Raw genomic sequence first — 15,024 nt, forward strand, 5'->3', positions numbered from 1 at the left:
GCTCCAAGGAATCGATCATGCACATTCTGGTGGCTGGCTTCCAGCACGAGACCAATACCTTCGCGCCGTCCAAGGCGGCCTACGAGAACTTCGTGCGCGGCGAGGGCTTTCCCGCCATGGTGCGCGGCGACGACATGCTGGCGCTGCGCGAGGTCAACATCCCCGCCGGCGGCTTCATCAACGCCGCCCTGGCGCAGGGCCACACCGTGCGCACGGTGATCTGGGCCGGCGCCAGCCCGTCGGCCCACGTCACCCGCGACGCCTATGAACGCATCGCCGGCGAGATCGTCGACGCGGCGCGCGCCGGCGGCTTCGACGCCATCTACCTGGACCTGCATGGCGCCATGGTGGCCGAGCACCTGGACGACGGCGAAGGCGAGCTGCTGGCGCGGGTGCGCGCCCTGGTCGGCCCCGGCCTGCCGGTGGTCGCCAGCCTCGACCTGCACGCCAACGTCACCGCGCAGATGCTGCGCGAGGCCGATGCCCTGGCCGCCTTCCGCACCTATCCGCACGTGGACATGGCGGTGACCGGCGAGCACGCCGCGCGCCTGCTGGCCGCGCGCGTCGCGGCCGGCGGCAAGTGGGTGCGCGCCGAACGCCGCCTGCCCTTCCTGATTCCGATCAACGGCATGTGCACGATGCTGCAGCCGTCGCAGGGCGTGTACCAGGAACTGGAACGCCTGGAGCAGACGCCGGGCGTGGCCTCGATCTCGTTCGCGCCGGGCTTTCCGGCCGCCGACTTCCCCGAATGCGGGCCGGTGGTGTGGGCCTATGGCACCGACGCCGACGCGGTCGAGCGCGTGACCGAGGCGCTGTACCAGCGCGTGCTGGAACTCGAACCGCAATGGTCGCCCGACTTCCTGGCGCCGGCCGACGCCGTCAAGCGCGCCCAGGCGCTCGCGGCCGGCGCTTCGCGTCCCGTGGTCATCGCCGACACCCAGGACAACCCGGGCGCGGGCGGCGACGCCAACACCACCGGCATGCTGCGCGCACTGGTCGAGGCCAACGCGCAGAACGCCGCGCTGGGCCTGTTCTATGACCCCGAGGCGGTGCGCCAGGCGACCGCCGCCGGCATCGGCAACAAGGTCAGGCTGCGCCTGGGCGGGCAGTCCGGCGTGGCCGGGGACGCGCCCTTCGAGGGCGAGTTCATGGTCGAGACCCTGTCGCCGGGCAAGCTGCGTTTCGACGGCCCGATGATGAACGGCATGGACGTGGATCTGGAGGCGGTGGCCGGCCTGCGGCTGGGCGGCGTGCGCGTGGTGGTCAGCGCCACCAAGACGCAGATGCTGGACCGCAACCTGTTCCGCGTCGGCGGCGTGCAGCCCGAGGAGATGGCGATCCTGGTGGTCAAGAGCTCGGTGCATTTCCGCGCCGACTTCCAGCCGATCGCCCAGGACGTGCTGGTGGCCAAGGCGCCCGGCCCGATGCAGGCCGATCCCGCCGACCTGCCCTGGACCCGCCTGCAACCCGGCATCCGCATCAAGCCGCTGGGACCGGCGTTCTCGTTCTGACGCCAACGCGCCGGCCTACCTTACTTGAGCTTGCCCTGCGGGCTGACGAAATCTTCCAGCGTCAGCCCTTTTTCCTTGAGGATGGCTTCCAGCAGCGGCTGCAGGCGGCCCAGGCTTTCCTGGACGGTCTCGCGCACGGTGTCCACCACCACCTGGGTGCTGCGCTCGATCTCGATGTTGACGCGGTCGCCCACCTGCTTGTCCTCGAACACCGTCATGCGGCGGGTCTCGGGGATCAGCCAGACTTCGAACCAGCCCTCGGCGCGGTTCACTTCGGACACCGTCAGGCTGGCGCCGTTGATGGCGATGTAGCCCTTGGCGAACACGTACTTGCGGAAGGCCTCGGGGATGCTGAAGCGCATCAGGCGATTGGTGTCCGACGACTTCACCATCACCACTTCCGAGGTGAAGTCGACGTGGCCCGACAGCGGATGGCCGCCGATCTCGGCGCCGTCCCTGGCCGCGCGCTCGACGTTGGCGCGGTCGCCTTCCTGGTAGCTGCCCAGCGTGGTGATGGCCAGGCTTTGCAGCATGACATCGAAGGTGGCCTGGTTGGCGTCGAGGATTTCGGTGACCGTCAGGCAGACGCCGTCGGTCGAGACGCTGGCGCCGATCGCCAGGTCCTGGCAGAAGCCCTCGGGAAACGCCAGCGTAAACGTGCGCAGGCCTTCGCGATCCGCGATTTTCGCGATCTTCGCGGTGCCTTGAACAATACCGGTGAACATGCTGATCCTGGATACGGGGCGTGGCGCCCCTGGCAAAACATCAAAGGTAACCGATATTTTGCCACCGGGCGCCCGCCCCGGTCGGGCGGCACGCCCGGCCGCCGCCGGATCAGTGGCGGATGGCGATGGTCTTCAGGGTGGTGAAGCCGTACAGCGCCTCGAAGCCCTTTTCACGGCCGTAGCCCGACTGGCGCGAACCGCCGAACGGCAGTTCCACGCCGCCGCCGGCGCCGTAGTTGTTGACGAACACCTGGCCGGCGCGCAGCTTGCGCGCCAGGCGCAGCTGGCGGCCGCCGTCGCGGGTCCAGACGCCGGCCACCAGGCCATAGAGCGTGCCGTTGGCGATCTCCAGCGCTTCTTCCTCGGTGTCGAACACCATGGCGGCCAGCACCGGGCCGAACACTTCTTCCTGCGCCAGGCGGCTCTTGGGCGGCACGTCGCGGAACAGCACCGGCGGCTGGTAGAAGCCGCTGTCGGGCACGCCGTCCTGGAGCTTGCCGCGCGCCGCGACCTTCAGGCCCTCGGCTTCGGCCTCGGCCAGGAAACCGCGCACGCGGTCATGCTGGCGGGCGCTGATCAGCGGACCGACGTCCAGGTCCTGCGCGGCCGGGCCGGTGACGGTGGCCGAGAACGCCTCGCCCAGGCGCGCCAGCACTTTCTCGTAGATGCCGCGCTGGATCAGCACGCGGCTGCCGGCCGAGCAGGTCTGGCCGGCGTTCTGGATGATGGCGGCCAGCAGCACCGGCATGGCGGCGTCCAGGTCGGCGTCGTCGAACACGATCTGCGGCGACTTGCCGCCCAGTTCCAGCGTCACCGGCACGTGGTTCTCGGCGGCGGCGTGCGCCACCATCTTGCCGGTCTGCGGCGAGCCGGTGAACGAGATGTGGTCGATGCCCGGGTGCGCCGACAAGGCGGCGCCGGCCTCGTGGCCGTAGCCGGTGCAGATGTTCAGCGCGCCGGCGGGCAGGCCCACCTCGGCGGCGATCTCGGCCACCTTGAGCAGCGACAGGCAGGCGTCCTCGGCCGGCTTGACCACGCAGGCGTTGCCCGCGGCCAGTGCCGCGCCGACGCTGCGGCCGAAGATCTGCAGCGGGTAATTCCACGGCACGATGTGGCCGGTGACGCCATGCGCCTCGCGCACGGTCAGCACGGTAAAGCCGGGGGTGTAGGGAATGGTCTCGCCATGCAGCTTGTCGACCGCGCCGGCGTAGAACTCGAAATAGCGCGCCACGGCAGCGGCGTCGGCGCGGGCCTGCTTGATCGGCTTGCCGGCGTCGGCGGATTCCAGCTGCGCCAGTTCTTCCTGGCGCTCCAGCAGCGCGAAGGCGATGCGCATGAGCAGGCGGCTGCGCGCGGCGGGCGCCATCTGGCCCCACTCGCCTTCGAAGGCCTCGCGCGCGGCGACCACGGCGCGGTCCACGTCTTCCTCGCCCGAACGCGCGATGGCGTCGAAGGCCTTGCCATCGGACGGGTTCAGGACGGGAATGGTTTCGCCGCTGGCGGCGGGCACCCATTGATTGGCGATAAAGTTCTTCTGAGTCACGATGTGCGGAGTAAAGTAGCGGCCGGTCGGCCGGTTGGGGGATGGATCCAAGGTAAGGGAGCGCTCCATAACTTGTCAATTGAATTGACAGCTTCCGTCCCAAGCTTCAGGATATTTTCGGTCCGACTGGGGTTATCCCTAGGTTTTCAAGCCCTGCATCGCCGCGTGTGCGCCGGGGCGCCTTGTTCGATTTGTCATGACAGATAACAAACCCGGCGTCCGCGCCGTTGGAGCCCAGCCATGAGCGACGTGCGCGATCCGCAACTGGACAAGCTGCTGAGCGCGGCCACCCGCCCGCGGCCCGAGCTGGACGTGCTGGCGGAGGTGGCGTCCGGCCTGGGCTACGTGCGCGCCGAGCGCTTCGCCGAACGCGTCTACGAAAGCCTGTTCTACGCCATCGCCACCGGCAAGATCGGGCCGGGCGCCAAGCTGCCCACCGAACTGGAGCTGGCGGCGCTGTTCGAAGTGTCGCGGCCGGTGGTGCGGCAGGCGCTGGACCGGCTGCGCGAAGACCAGCTGGTCGAATCCGTGCGCGGCTCGGGCAGCTACGTGCGCGCCAAGCCCGACCTGATGGGCGGCATGCCGGCGGTCGATCCCGCGCGCCGGGTCGGCCATATCCTGGAAGGTCTGGAACTGCGCATGGTGATCGAGCCGGAATGCGCCTACCTGGCCGCCCTGCGCCGCACCGATGACGACCTGCTGGAGATGGACCGCATGCTGGCCGGCTACGAAGCCGCCGACGCCGCCGGCGCCATCGCCCACCATCATGACTATGGTTTCCACCGCGCCATCGCGGCGGCCACCGGCAACCAGCGCTTCGTGCAGGTGCTCAAATCGCTGGAGTACGACGTCAGCCATGCCGTCAACATGATGCGCCACCTGGTCCACAGCGAACCCTGGAAGCGCACCCGCGCCGCCATCGACGAACACCGCCAGATCTACCGCCTGATCCACGAACAGGACGCCGAGGGCGCCCGCAACATCATGCGCGCCCATATCGAAAAGGCCCGCAGCCGCATGCTCAACAGCGGCTCGGAACATTAAACCGGAGCGGGCGCTACCATTGCGCGGCGCCAGCCCGGCATTTCGCGCGGCTCGCTGTGCGCCGCCGCGCTTGACCTCGATTCACCCCGACTTTCCGTTTGATTCACCACCATGCCTAGCCCCTGCCTGCCCCTGGACCAGCAACTCGTCATCGTCACCGGCGCCAGCCGCGGCCTGGGCGCGGCCATCGCCCGCGCCTTCCTGCGCGAAGGCGCGCGGGTCGTCATCAACTATCTGAATAGCGAAGCCGCGGCCCGTGAACTGGCCGCCACCGCGCCGGACCGCGCGCTGGCCGTGCAGGCGGACGTACGCGACGCCGAGGCGGTCGCCGCCATGGTGGCGCGCGCCAGCGAGCATTTCGGCCGGCCGGTCAGCACCGTGGTCAACAACGCCCTGCCCGCCTTCCAGTTCGACGGCGACGCCCGCCCCCACGCCGACACGCTCGACTGGGCGCGCATGAACGCGCAGCTCGAAGGCAGCGTGCGCGCTGCCCTCAACACCACCCAGGCCGTGCTGCCGTCGATGCGCGCGGCCGGCGGTGGCCGCATCATCAACGTCGGCACCAACCTGGTCCAGAACCCGGTGGTGCCGTACCACGACTACACCGCCGCCAAGGCCGCGCTGCTGGCCTTCACCCGCACGCTGTCGCACGAACTGGGCGCCGACGGCATCACCGTCAACATGGTGTCCGGCGGGCTGCTGCGCACCACCGACGCCTCGGCCGCCACGCCCGCCGCGGTGTTCGACCTGATCGCCGCCAGCACGCCGCTGCGCGAGGTGACCACGCCGGACCAGTTCGCCGACGCGGTGCTGTTCTTCGCCAGCCCGTGGTCGCGCGCGGTCACGGGACAGAACCTGATCGTGGATGGCGGGCTGGTGAAGGGGTGAGGCCGCGGCGTCGCGCTGACGGATGGGGTCACCGCGAGGGCCCCTCGCTACCGGCGCCAAGGCGCTGGTCCAGCACGCGGAAATAAGGGCGTTGGCCCCAGGCCGCACGATCGCCGATCACATACAGCCGCGCCTTGGCCCGGCTGACCGCCACATTGAGCAGGTTGGGACTTTGCGCGGCCCAATCCTTGGCCCCCCGGGCGCTGTGGATTACCGCCCAGCACCAGGATAACGACTTCGGCCTCCTTGCCCTGGGTCGTGTGCATCGCCGCCCCCGACGTTTCCCGTGGTTTCGGACACAAGGAAGGGTCGACTCGCCAAGCCCTCCTGTTCCCCCTTGCTGGACTGCTGGCACGACATTAATCCCCTAAAGGTTCAACGCCCCGGCTCGCTCGTGCGCCGCGCTTTCGAGTGGCACACGACGCATCCGGGCACCACCCGCGAGCATGTCGCGCACGTCACGCACCGGCATCACGTCGCCGATCCGCTTGCCGAGAAAGTATCCGATCGAATACACTAATCATGTACCACATAAAGCCGCTGCCAGAGTTCGACGCTTGGTTCGACACCCTGGCAGACCCGGCTACGCGAGCCCGCCTGCTCCGCAGGCTTGAAAAGGCCGCGCGGGGTTTGCTGGGCGATGTGAAACCGGTCGGAGAGGGCGTGAGCGAGATGCGCGAGTTCTTTGGCCCTGGCTGGCGCACGTATTACACCGAGCAGGGCGACGTGCTGATCGTCATGCTGGGCGGCGGCACACAGGCCACACAAAGCCGTGACGTCAAGCACGCCAAGGAATTGGCGCGGGCTCTGAGAAACGACGAGGAAGACCAATCATGAGCAAGAAGACGATCAAGGTTTCCGAACTGCCCACCTTCGACCCTGCGCGTTACCTGCGCGACGACAAGGACATCGCCGCCTACTTGACGCAGGTGATCGAGGACGGAGACTTCGGTGAGCTTGCCCAGGCGCTGGGAGTTGCCGCGCGCGCTCGCGGCATGACGCAAATTGCCGAGACTGCCGGTATTGGCCGGGAATCCCTGTATAAGGCCCTGCGGGCTGGCGCCAGCCCGCGCTTTGACACCATCGCCAAGGTATGCAAGGCACTGGGCGTACGCCTTGTCGTCCAGGCCGAACATCCGGCCTAGGCCCGCATGACGAGCATCGCGGCCAAATCGAAAACCCAAGCCGCGCTGGCAAACAGAAAAAGGCTGCATGACCGGGTATCATCTGGCCTTGTCCCTGGCGTCAGCCAACCGCGCCCCGGATGAGTAGCCAGATGAGTAGCTAGACCGGGATTTTGGATGGCGTAACCGCCAGAAGCCGCACAAACAAACGGTCTACGAAAATCATGAAACTCGCCACCTGGAACGTCAACTCCCTCAACGTGCGCCTGCCGCAAGTGCTGGACTGGCTGGCCGCCAATCCCGTCGACGCGCTGTGCATCCAGGAACTGAAGCTGACCGACGACAAGTTCCCCGAGGCCGCCTTCAAGGAAGCCGGCTACCACGCGGTCTGGGCCGGCCAGAAGACGTACAACGGCGTCGCCATCGTGTCGCGCGTGCCGGGCACCTCGATGGTCCGCAACATCCCCAACTACGAAGACCCGCAGCAGCGCGTGCTGGCCCTGACCTTCCCCAGCGCCGACGGCGACGTGCGCGTGGTCTGCGCCTATTGCCCCAACGGCCAGTCGGTCGGTTCCGACAAGTACGCCTACAAGCTCGAATGGTTCGAAGCCATGCGCGCCTGGCTGGCCGACGAGATCAAGCAGTATCCGCGCCTGGCGGTGCTGGGCGACTACAACGTCGCGCCCGCCGACGAGGACGTGCACAACCCCGAGAAATGGGAAGGCCAGGTGCTGGTGTCCGAACCCGAACGCCAGGCGCTGCGTAACCTGGTCGACCTGGGCCTGGCCGACTCGTTCCGCCTGTTCGAGCAGCCCGAGAAGTCGTTTTCGTGGTGGGACTACCGCCAGTTCGCCTTCCGCCGCAATGCCGGCCTGCGCATCGACCACATCCTGCTGTCGGCGCCGCTGGTCAAGCGCTGCACCGCCTGCGTCATCGACAAGGAACCGCGCCGCAACGAGCAGCCGTCCGACCATGCGCCGGTGGTGGCCACGCTGACGTTCGATTGAGCAAAAAAACCTGCGCGCCGGCTTGCACGGCGCGCGGGAATTCCTGTATATTTGCGGTCTTGCTTGATTTGGGGCGGTAGCTCAGCTGGGAGAGCGTCGCGTTCGCAATGCGAAGGTCGGGAGTTCGATCCTCCTCCGCTCCACCAAATTCCAGACGGAAAAGCCTTGGACTCTTGTCCAGGGCTTTTTTGTTTGCGTCGGCGTTTGCATCGGCCTAATGCCGGTGCGCGGATAGCGGAACTGCGATACAACGGTAGGCGGCTTGCGCCCCCCTCCCGAAGGAATACCGATGTCCGCCCCTGCCGCCTCCCCGCCCCCTCCCGCCGACGAACGCCTGCCGCTCCTGCTCAGCCTGAACGGCGGCTACGTCGACACGCTGGGATTCATCGCGCTGCACGGCCTGTTCTCGGCGCACGTCACCGGCAACTTCGTCACTATCGGCTACGCGCTGGGCAACGGCGCCTCGGGCGCCTGGACCAAGCTGGCGGCGCTGCCGGTGTTCTGCCTGGGCGTGTTCCTGGCGCGCCTGTATGGCCAGGCGCGGCGCGAAGCCGGCAAGCCGGCTTTCATGCGCCTGCTTACCGTCAAGACCCTGCTGCTGTGCGTGGCGGCGGCGCTGGCCGTGAGGCTGGGGCCGTTTCCGATGGGCGACAGCTGGGGGTTGTTCGCCACCGGCATGACGCTGGTGCTGGCGATGTCGATCCAGAACGCGGTGCACCGGGTGCATCTGGGCGCCGCGCCGCCGTCGACGCTGATGACCGGCACCACCACGCAGATCATGCTGGACCTGGCGGACACCGTGCGCGGCGAGGCCGACGCGGCGGCCGGCAGGCGCATGGGACGCATGAGCCGGGCCGTGCTGGCGTTCGCGGTCGGCTGCGGCGCGGCGGCCCTGCTGCATGTCGGCATCGGCCTGTGGGCCTTTGCGTTGCCGCCGCTGGTGTCGCTGGCGGGCCAGGCGCTGGCGCGCGCCTACCCGGGCTGACCCGCCTGGCCCGGCCGCCGCGCGGCGGAAGGATCCTGCTTGCGGGCGTCCTTCGGCGGCTGGCCGCGGCCACGCAGCCAGCGCGCGATGTAGTCATAGGCCAGCACGCCCGGCGTGCGCATCACCAGGAACAGCAGCACCCCGAACAGCAGGACCAGCGCCGCGACGCGCAACGAGATCATGGCGCGCTCCCGCTCGGCTCGGCGCGCAGGTGGCGGCGGATGGTGCGCGAGAAGCCGATGGAATCCTCGCCCAGGATCGGCGGAATGCCGACGAAACCGCGCTCTCGCAGGGTCTGCAACGGCAGGCTGGTATCGAGGCCGCCCTGGTCGTAGAGGTATTCGGGCAGATAGCCGGACAACAGGATCCGGTAATCCAGCGGCAGGCCGGGCACGATGGCCCGCACCATGCGGTAGACCAGCGTGGTGCAGTTGGCGGTGACCGTGTGATAGAAGCGCGGCGTGTCGGCCAGCCCGTTGGCCGTGCGCAGGTACGACAGGAACAGCTCGCGCATCGCATCCACCGGCATCTTCACGGGATAGAGATAGACGTTCTCGGCGCGCGGGCCGGCGCGAACGTAGAGCACGTCGCGCTCATCGGCCGCCACCACGCTCAGTTCGAATTTCTTGAAAAAGCCGCCCAGCTCCGAGAACTGCTCGCCGCGCTCCTTGCGGATCTCGACCGAGAAGACGACATGGCGGCCGTCGGCAAAGCCGAAGGACACCAGCGTGTGGGCGATGGCCGGGCCATCCCAGTACGACAGCGCCATGTCGACCGACTGCAGGGTGGCGAGGTCGTAGACGCGGGTTTCCCAGCGCGGCGTGTAGTCGGTGTCCGAGCGCCATTTGAAGTCGCGCACGTTGTCCAGCGTAACGATGCTGCCGGCGACGCTGCCGCGCAGCGTCCGCGCGACGTCGTCGGCCCAGACCCGGTCGTTGGACGGAGCGATGCCCTGCCACCACGCCGCCAGCGCCAGCAACGCCAGCAGGTAGGCCCACAGCGCGGGCCGGCGCCGCAGGCGGCCGGTGCCATGCCATAGCCGCAGCAACGCATACAGCCCCAGGGCGACCCACGCCAGCATCAGCACGCCCTTGCCCCAGTTGGCCGAGGGCCTCTGGCACCAGAACGCCAGGCAGGCCCAGGCCATGGAGAACAGCATCAGCAGGCTGAGCGCGATCCGGCCCAGCACCCGCAGGCAGCGCCAGGCCCGGCCGGGCCGCGCGGGGTCAGACACCGGCGCCATGCTGGCTCACGATTTCCAGCACGCCGTTGATGACGAACTGCACCCCCATGCACACCAGCAGGAAGCCCATGATGCGCGAGATGGCCTCGACCCCGCCGTTGCCGATCAGGGCGACGATGCGGCCGGCCGAGCGCAGGCAGATCCAGAACAGCAGGCCCAGCAGCGCGAAGACGATGATCGGCGTGACGGCGATGGTCCAGGCGGGATATTCGCTGGCGGCCTCGCTGCCCACGGTCGAGGCCGCGCTGATGATCATGGCGATGGTGCCCGGCCCCGCCGTGCCCGGCAGCGCCAGCGGCACGAAGGCGATGTTGGGCACCTGCCGGTGGATGGCCACGTCGGCGGCCACGTCGGCTTCGCGCTCGTCGCTGGCCGCGGCGGTGGCCGACGGAAACAACATGCTGAAGCCGATGCTGACGACGATCAGGCCGCCGGCGATGCGCAGGCCCGGAATCGAGATGCCGAAGGTGGCCATGATCCAGGCGCCGGCGTAGTACGTGACCAGCATGATGCCCACGACATAACAGGCGGCCTGCCGGATCTGGCGTTCGCGCTCTTTGTAGGGAATGTGCTGCCCCAGGGACAGCAGCATGGTCATGGAGGTCAGGGGATTTGCCAACGGCAGCATCAGCGCCAGGCCCAGGCTGACCAGCTTGCCCAGTTGAACCAGATCATCAATCATCGCGGCGGAGGAAAAAACGGCGGGTCGGGACGGAGGTGCAACGCGTTCGCCCAGGGACGTCGACGGCGCTACACCGCACAGTGTAATGTAAGCAAAGGAAATCATCCGTACTTACCCTGTGCCCCGCCCCGGTACGATGCGCGCTTGGCCGCCCGCGGCCCATCCCTGACAGGAATTCTCCGTGACCGTCGTCCGTTTGCGCGGGCTGCCCGCCGCCCTGCTTCTCGCGTTCACTCCCTTTGCGGCGTCCATGGCGGCCGGCATGGATTGCACCCAGGCGCGCACGCCCACCGAAAAGGCCCTGTGCGCCGATGCCGGGCTGCACCAGCTCGACACCGAGCTGGGCGTGGTCTACGGCAAGCTGCGCGCGGCCCGACCGCAGCAGGCCGATGCCTTGCGCCAGGCCCAGCGCGGCTGGCTGAAGCAGCGCAACCTGTGCGGCGCCGATAGCGACTGCCTGCGCCAGCGCTATGAGACGCGGCTGGCCCAATTGCAGGGGCAGCTGCGGCGCGTCCAGGGCTACCAGCCCGACGCCACCGACAAACTGGCGCTGGAAGACCTGCGCCAGGCGCTGGACGCGGCCCGCCAGAAAGACCCGGAGATGCCGCTGGAAACCGTGCTGGCGGCATTCTCGACCCAGGCCGAATCGACCACGTTCGCCAACGTGCGCGCCGCGGAGGGTGATGACCAGGCCCGCCTGCCCGCCGAGCGGCCGCCGGGCGTGACCGAGGACGAATGGCGCGCCGTGCTGGCCTCCGGCCTGGACGCCGATAGCGACGCCGAGGGCGGCAACGTCTCCTATACCTTGCTGGACCTGGACGGCGACGGCCAGCGCGACCTGGTGGTCGATACCTACATCGGCGGCACCGGCCTGTTCTCCGACGTCGGCGCGCTGCGCCGCGACGGCGCGCGCTTCGTTCCCGCCGATGCCAACGGCGCGCCGGACGCCGGCGGCTCGCTGTACACGATCAACGGCCGCGGCGCCAACCAGTCCGGCGACTGGATCCGCCTGCGCGGCCGGGTCTACGCCACCTACCGGGTCGGCAACTACGGCGAAGACCGCCTGTATCTATTGCGGCCGCTGCGCCGCGTGGGCGATGTGCCGACGCTGACGGTGCGCTACCGCTATGAGCTGTCGGTGCCGCGCCAGCAGAAGCGGCAGGACACGGGCGCGGGCCAGGACGCTGGACGAAACGCTGCACGCGGCGTTGACCCATGCGCTGGCCGGCCTGGCGCCGGGTCCGGCCAAGGGCGACGCGCCCGGCGACAAGCCGCTGTGCCCGGTGCCGGCCGGCACCAGCCTGGACGAGCGCGAGACCTACAACGGCTACGGGCCCGGGCATTACAGCTACGAGACGGTCGGCGACCTGACGGTGCAGGTCGGCCCGCGCTGCTACGTGGGCCGGGTGGTGGACTGGTTCGGCGGCTACAGCGCCAAGGACGGCCTGGCCGCGCAGCTCTGGATCCGCGATCCGGATCCCGACGGCAAGCAGGACGCGTTCGACCTGCGCGGCAAGCGCCGCGCGGTCGATATCGAGACGTCGATCGGCCCGGTGCAGGGCGACAACGGCATCTAGGGCCGGCGCCAGTGGCGCGCCGCCAGCGCCAGCAGGCGCTCGTCGGCGCCGTCGGCCGCCACCAGTTGCAGGCCCACCGGCAATCCGTCGACCCAGCCGGCCGGCAAGGCGATGGCGGGCAGGCCCAGCAGGTTCCAGGGATTGGTCAGGCCCAGCAGGGTCTCGCGCACCCCGGCGCTGCCGGGGCCGGCCACGCTGCGCTGCTGCAGCGCGGGCGCGGTGATCGCCACCGCCGGCAGCGCCAGCACGTCCACCCGCTCGAAGATCCCGGCGAACACCGTGCGCAGATGGGCGCGCGTCTTGAGCGCGCGCACGTACTCCCAACCTTGCACCGGGCGCGACGCGCGCAGGCGCTCCAGCACCTCGGGATCGTATTTGCCGGGTTCCTGCTCGACCCGCTCGGCGTGCACTTCGTAGGCTTCCGAACGCTGCACCGCGCCCAGGGCGGCCTGCAAGGCGCGGGCGTGGCGCGTGACCTCGGCGCCATCGAGCAGCACGCCGCCGAAGCGCTCGGCCGCGGCCCGCGCGCACGCGGTGACCGCCGCGTCGTCGATGGCGAACGGCGCGTTCGGCACCCACATCATGCGCGGCGCGGCCGGACCGGGATCGACGCCCAGCCCGATCGCGCCGCCGCTCAGGGCCTGCATGAAGACCTGCGCGTCCTCGACGTGGTTGGCCAGCACGCCGGCGTCCTCGATGCTGGGCGCCAGCGGGAACAGCCCGCGCGCCGAGACCCGGCCATGGGTCGGCTTGAAGCCCACCAGGCCGCACAGTGCCGACGGCACGCGCACCGAGCCGCCGGTGTCGGTGCCCAGCGCCACCGGCACCATGCCGGCCGCGACCGCGGCCGCGCTGCCGGCGCTGGAGCCGCCGGTGATCTGGCTGGTGCGCCAGGGGTTGCGCGAAGCGCCCTGCACGCTGCGGTCGCCGGTGGGGCCGTAGGCGAATTCATGCGTCAGGGTCTTGCCGATGACGATGGCGCCGGCCGCGCGCAGCAAGGCCACGCACTCGGCGTCGGCCTCGGGCCGATGGCCGAGGAAGTGCGCCGCGCCCATGGTGGTGGGCATGTCGCCGGTGTCGACGTTGTCCTTGATGGCGACGGGGATGCCGTGCAGCGGTCCGCGCACCTGGCCCCGGGCGCGCTCGGCGTCCAGCGCGCGGGCCGCGGCCAGCGCGGCCTCGACGTCGACGTGCACGAAGGCGTTGACGACCGGGTTCAGGCGCTCGATGGCCGCGGCCGCGTGGCGCACCAGCGCCTCGGCGTCCAGCGCGCCCTGGCGCATGGCGTCCTGCAGGTCGGCCAGCCTGCGGCCGGCGAAGAAACCGGGTTCGACGGCCAGGGCCGGGGCGGTATTCGATTGCGGGTTCATTGCACGGCTCCCTGGCGGCTGGCGGGCAGGCGCGGACCGACGCCCGGGCGCACCTGCAACATGGCGATCATACCCACCGCGGTGGCGACCGAGGCGGCCACGAACATCACCGAATAACCGTGGCGCACGGCCAGGTAACCGGTCAGCGTGGGCGCCAGGATCGAGGCGATGTTGGCGAAAAAGTGCATCAGGCCGCTGAAGGTGCCGACGCGGCTGGCGGGCGCGGTGTCGATCACCACGGCCCAGTAGACCGAGTTGGGCATGGCGTTGAGCGCGTTGGCCAGCGTCATCAGCGCGATCACGGCGAACACCGACTGCGCCTGCGACACCAACAGGAAGCACAGCGTGGTGGCCAGCAGGCAGCCGGCGGCGAACCAGCTGCGGGCGATCTTCAGGTTGCCAGTGCGCCTGGCCAGCATGTCGGAAATGCGGCCGCCCAGCAGCACGGTGACGCAGGCGCCGGTCCAGGGAATCATGCCCATGTACCAGAGCGAGGACAGGCTGTAGCCGAAGGTGTCCTGCAGGTACTTGGGGGTCCAGGTCAGCAGCAGGAAGTTGACGTAGTTGAACGAGAAATAGCCCAGGGTGTTCAAGAGCAGGGTCTTGCTGCGAAAGAAGCTCCACCACGGCAGCGCGGGCGCGTCGCCCTGCGCGGCGGCCTGCTCGGCGCGCGCCGCCTGGATCTCGCGCAGTTCGGCCGGCGACACGCGCGGGTTGGTGTCGGGCCGGTCGGTGAAGATGCGCATGAACAGCACCAGCACGATCAGGCCGGCCGCGCCCAGGATGTAGAACATGGCGCGCCAGCTGCCGGTCAGGCTCAGCAGGCCCACCGCCACCGGCGCCGTCAGCAAGGCGCCCAGCGGCGTGCTGAGCAGGCCGAAGCCGACCACGAAGCCGCGTTCGCGCGGCGTGGCCCAGTTGGCGATGGTCTTGTTGATGATGGAGTACGCCGGGCCTTCGGCCGCGCCGAACAGGATGCGGATGGTGGCGAAGCCCGCCAGCGCCGAGCCGCCCAGGAAGGCCAGGCCGAAGTCGCCGGCCCAGGCGGTGGCGATCTCGAAGATCGACCAGGTCACGCCGGCCACGATCCAGACCTTGCGCGGGCCGAAGCGGTCGGCCAGCATGCCGCCGAACAGCGCGCCGACCATGTAGCCGTAGCCGAAGTAGCCCAGCACGGCGCCCCAGTCGCCGCGGTCCAGGCCGTACTCGCCGGTGATGTGGGCGGCGGCGTAGGACATGGCGCCGCGATCGATGTAGTTGATCAGTGCCAGCAGCACGACCATCGTGAAAATTCGGTAACGGAACCGGGAGTTCCGGGATTCAAG

General features: G+C 69.3%; 15 protein-coding genes, 1 tRNA gene and 1 pseudogene. 10 read left to right on the forward strand and 7 right to left on the reverse strand.

The genetic code is table 11. The annotated features are described in order from the left end of the window. The first annotated feature begins 17 nt into the window (after window positions 1-17). On the forward strand, window positions 18-1,511 hold the full coding sequence (locus I6I07_RS27045) for a M81 family metallopeptidase (protein ID WP_198484427.1): 1,494 nt from the start codon (window positions 18-20) through the stop codon (window positions 1,509-1,511). Between the two features lie 20 nt (window positions 1,512-1,531). Here the strand turns inward: I6I07_RS27045 and I6I07_RS27050 are convergent, their stop codons facing one another. Together I6I07_RS27050 and I6I07_RS27055 are read right to left on the reverse strand one after the other, a co-directional pair. Beyond that, window positions 1,532-2,236, reverse strand: a complete 705-nt coding sequence (locus I6I07_RS27050) for a riboflavin synthase subunit alpha (RefSeq protein WP_198484428.1) — start codon at window positions 2,234-2,236, stop codon at window positions 1,532-1,534. A 109-nt stretch (window positions 2,237-2,345) separates the two neighbouring features. Beyond that, window positions 2,346-3,782, reverse strand: coding sequence for an aldehyde dehydrogenase family protein (locus I6I07_RS27055; protein WP_198487688.1), 1,437 nt, complete (start codon window positions 3,780-3,782; stop codon window positions 2,346-2,348). Window positions 3,783-4,019: 237 nt separating this feature from the next. Here I6I07_RS27055 and I6I07_RS27060 point away from each other — a divergent pair, with 237 nt between their 5' ends. From I6I07_RS27060 to I6I07_RS27090, 7 genes are all read left to right on the forward strand, one after another. Next, window positions 4,020-4,823, forward strand: a complete 804-nt coding sequence (locus I6I07_RS27060) for a FadR/GntR family transcriptional regulator (RefSeq protein WP_198484429.1) — start codon at window positions 4,020-4,022, stop codon at window positions 4,821-4,823. A gap of 111 nt (window positions 4,824-4,934) precedes the next feature. Beyond that, window positions 4,935-5,711, forward strand: coding sequence for a 3-oxoacyl-ACP reductase (locus tag I6I07_RS27065; RefSeq protein ID WP_198484430.1), 777 nt, complete (start codon window positions 4,935-4,937; stop codon window positions 5,709-5,711). 522 nt (window positions 5,712-6,233) lie between these two features. Continuing rightward, the gene (locus tag I6I07_RS27070; protein WP_198484431.1) at window positions 6,234-6,548 is read left to right on the forward strand and encodes a type II toxin-antitoxin system RelE/ParE family toxin; all 315 of its coding nucleotides are present in this window, start codon (window positions 6,234-6,236) and stop codon (window positions 6,546-6,548) included. Then, on the forward strand, window positions 6,545-6,856 hold the full coding sequence (locus tag I6I07_RS27075) for an addiction module antidote protein (protein ID WP_006394330.1): 312 nt from the start codon (window positions 6,545-6,547) through the stop codon (window positions 6,854-6,856). Before I6I07_RS27070 ends, I6I07_RS27075 begins: the two co-directional genes overlap by 4 nt. Before the next feature lie 203 nt (window positions 6,857-7,059). Then, on the forward strand, window positions 7,060-7,842 hold the full coding sequence (gene xth, locus I6I07_RS27080) for an exodeoxyribonuclease III (RefSeq protein WP_198484432.1): 783 nt from the start codon (window positions 7,060-7,062) through the stop codon (window positions 7,840-7,842). 70 nt (window positions 7,843-7,912) lie between these two features. Beyond that, window positions 7,913-7,988: transfer RNA gene (locus I6I07_RS27085), tRNA-Ala, on the forward strand. A 143-nt stretch (window positions 7,989-8,131) separates the two neighbouring features. Then, window positions 8,132-8,827 carry a YoaK family protein gene (locus I6I07_RS27090; protein ID WP_198484433.1) on the forward strand — a complete coding sequence of 232 codons (696 nt, stop codon included), beginning with the start codon at window positions 8,132-8,134 and terminating at the stop codon, window positions 8,825-8,827. On the opposite strand, the gene I6I07_RS27095 is transcribed toward I6I07_RS27090, so the two are convergent. From I6I07_RS27095 to I6I07_RS27105, 3 genes are read right to left on the reverse strand one after another with little or no spacing between them, the layout of a single operon-like run. Further along, a complete protein-coding gene (locus I6I07_RS27095; RefSeq protein ID WP_198484434.1) occupies window positions 8,815-9,009 on the reverse strand; it encodes a hypothetical protein in 195 nt (64 codons plus the stop codon). The genes I6I07_RS27090 and I6I07_RS27095 overlap by 13 nt on opposite strands. Beyond that, window positions 9,006-10,070, reverse strand: a complete 1,065-nt coding sequence (locus I6I07_RS27100; protein WP_198484435.1) for a DUF4105 domain-containing protein — start codon at window positions 10,068-10,070, stop codon at window positions 9,006-9,008. Before I6I07_RS27100 ends, I6I07_RS27095 begins: the two co-directional genes overlap by 4 nt. Then, complete coding sequence (locus I6I07_RS27105) at window positions 10,054-10,752, reverse strand: MarC family NAAT transporter (RefSeq protein ID WP_269784300.1); 699 nt, start codon at window positions 10,750-10,752, stop codon at window positions 10,054-10,056. Before I6I07_RS27105 ends, I6I07_RS27100 begins: the two co-directional genes overlap by 17 nt. 262 nt (window positions 10,753-11,014) lie before the next feature. Between I6I07_RS27105 and I6I07_RS31785 the strand changes: the two are divergent. Next, a pseudogene (locus I6I07_RS31785) lies at window positions 11,015-11,185 on the forward strand (lysozyme inhibitor LprI family protein); the annotation flags it as partial. Window positions 11,186-11,879: 694 nt separating this feature from the next. Beyond that, window positions 11,880-12,329 carry a hypothetical protein gene (locus I6I07_RS31790; protein ID WP_232625765.1) on the forward strand — a complete coding sequence of 150 codons (450 nt, stop codon included), beginning with the start codon at window positions 11,880-11,882 and terminating at the stop codon, window positions 12,327-12,329. Here the strand turns inward: I6I07_RS31790 and I6I07_RS27115 are convergent. Next, on the reverse strand, window positions 12,326-13,699 hold the full coding sequence (locus tag I6I07_RS27115) for an amidase (protein ID WP_198484436.1): 1,374 nt from the start codon (window positions 13,697-13,699) through the stop codon (window positions 12,326-12,328). The genes I6I07_RS31790 and I6I07_RS27115 overlap by 4 nt on opposite strands. Beyond that, the gene (locus I6I07_RS27120; protein ID WP_232625766.1) at window positions 13,696-14,982 is read right to left on the reverse strand and encodes an MFS transporter; all 1,287 of its coding nucleotides are present in this window, start codon (window positions 14,980-14,982) and stop codon (window positions 13,696-13,698) included. Before I6I07_RS27120 ends, I6I07_RS27115 begins: the two co-directional genes overlap by 4 nt. Window positions 14,983-15,024 lie beyond the last annotated feature (42 nt).

Origin of the sequence: Achromobacter deleyi (assembly GCF_016127315.1) — a bacterium.
GTDB lineage: Bacteria > Pseudomonadota > Gammaproteobacteria > Burkholderiales > Burkholderiaceae_B > Achromobacter > Achromobacter insuavis_A.

Coding starts and splice junctions, on each gene's coding strand:
- I6I07_RS27090 (WP_198484433.1), top strand. CDS start 8,132: ATGTCCGCCCCTGCCGCCTCCCCGCCCCCTCCCGCCGACGAACGCCTG.
- I6I07_RS27095 (WP_198484434.1), bottom strand. CDS start 9,009: ATGATCTCGTTGCGCGTCGCGGCGCTGGTCCTGCTGTTCGGGGTGCTG.
- I6I07_RS27075 (WP_006394330.1), top strand. CDS start 6,545: ATGAGCAAGAAGACGATCAAGGTTTCCGAACTGCCCACCTTCGACCCT.
- I6I07_RS27105 (WP_269784300.1), bottom strand. CDS start 10,752: ATGATTGATGATCTGGTTCAACTGGGCAAGCTGGTCAGCCTGGGCCTG.
- I6I07_RS27050 (WP_198484428.1), bottom strand. CDS start 2,236: ATGTTCACCGGTATTGTTCAAGGCACCGCGAAGATCGCGAAAATCGCG.
- I6I07_RS27060 (WP_198484429.1), top strand. CDS start 4,020: ATGAGCGACGTGCGCGATCCGCAACTGGACAAGCTGCTGAGCGCGGCC.
- I6I07_RS27045 (WP_198484427.1), top strand. CDS start 18: ATGCACATTCTGGTGGCTGGCTTCCAGCACGAGACCAATACCTTCGCG.
- I6I07_RS27100 (WP_198484435.1), bottom strand. CDS start 10,070: ATGGCGCCGGTGTCTGACCCCGCGCGGCCCGGCCGGGCCTGGCGCTGC.
- xth (WP_198484432.1), top strand. CDS start 7,060: ATGAAACTCGCCACCTGGAACGTCAACTCCCTCAACGTGCGCCTGCCG.
- I6I07_RS31790 (WP_232625765.1), top strand. CDS start 11,880: ATGAGCTGTCGGTGCCGCGCCAGCAGAAGCGGCAGGACACGGGCGCGG.
- I6I07_RS27115 (WP_198484436.1), bottom strand. CDS start 13,699: ATGAACCCGCAATCGAATACCGCCCCGGCCCTGGCCGTCGAACCCGGT.
- I6I07_RS27065 (WP_198484430.1), top strand. CDS start 4,935: ATGCCTAGCCCCTGCCTGCCCCTGGACCAGCAACTCGTCATCGTCACC.
- I6I07_RS27070 (WP_198484431.1), top strand. CDS start 6,234: ATGTACCACATAAAGCCGCTGCCAGAGTTCGACGCTTGGTTCGACACC.
- I6I07_RS27120 (WP_232625766.1), bottom strand. CDS start 14,982: ATGGTCGTGCTGCTGGCACTGATCAACTACATCGATCGCGGCGCCATG.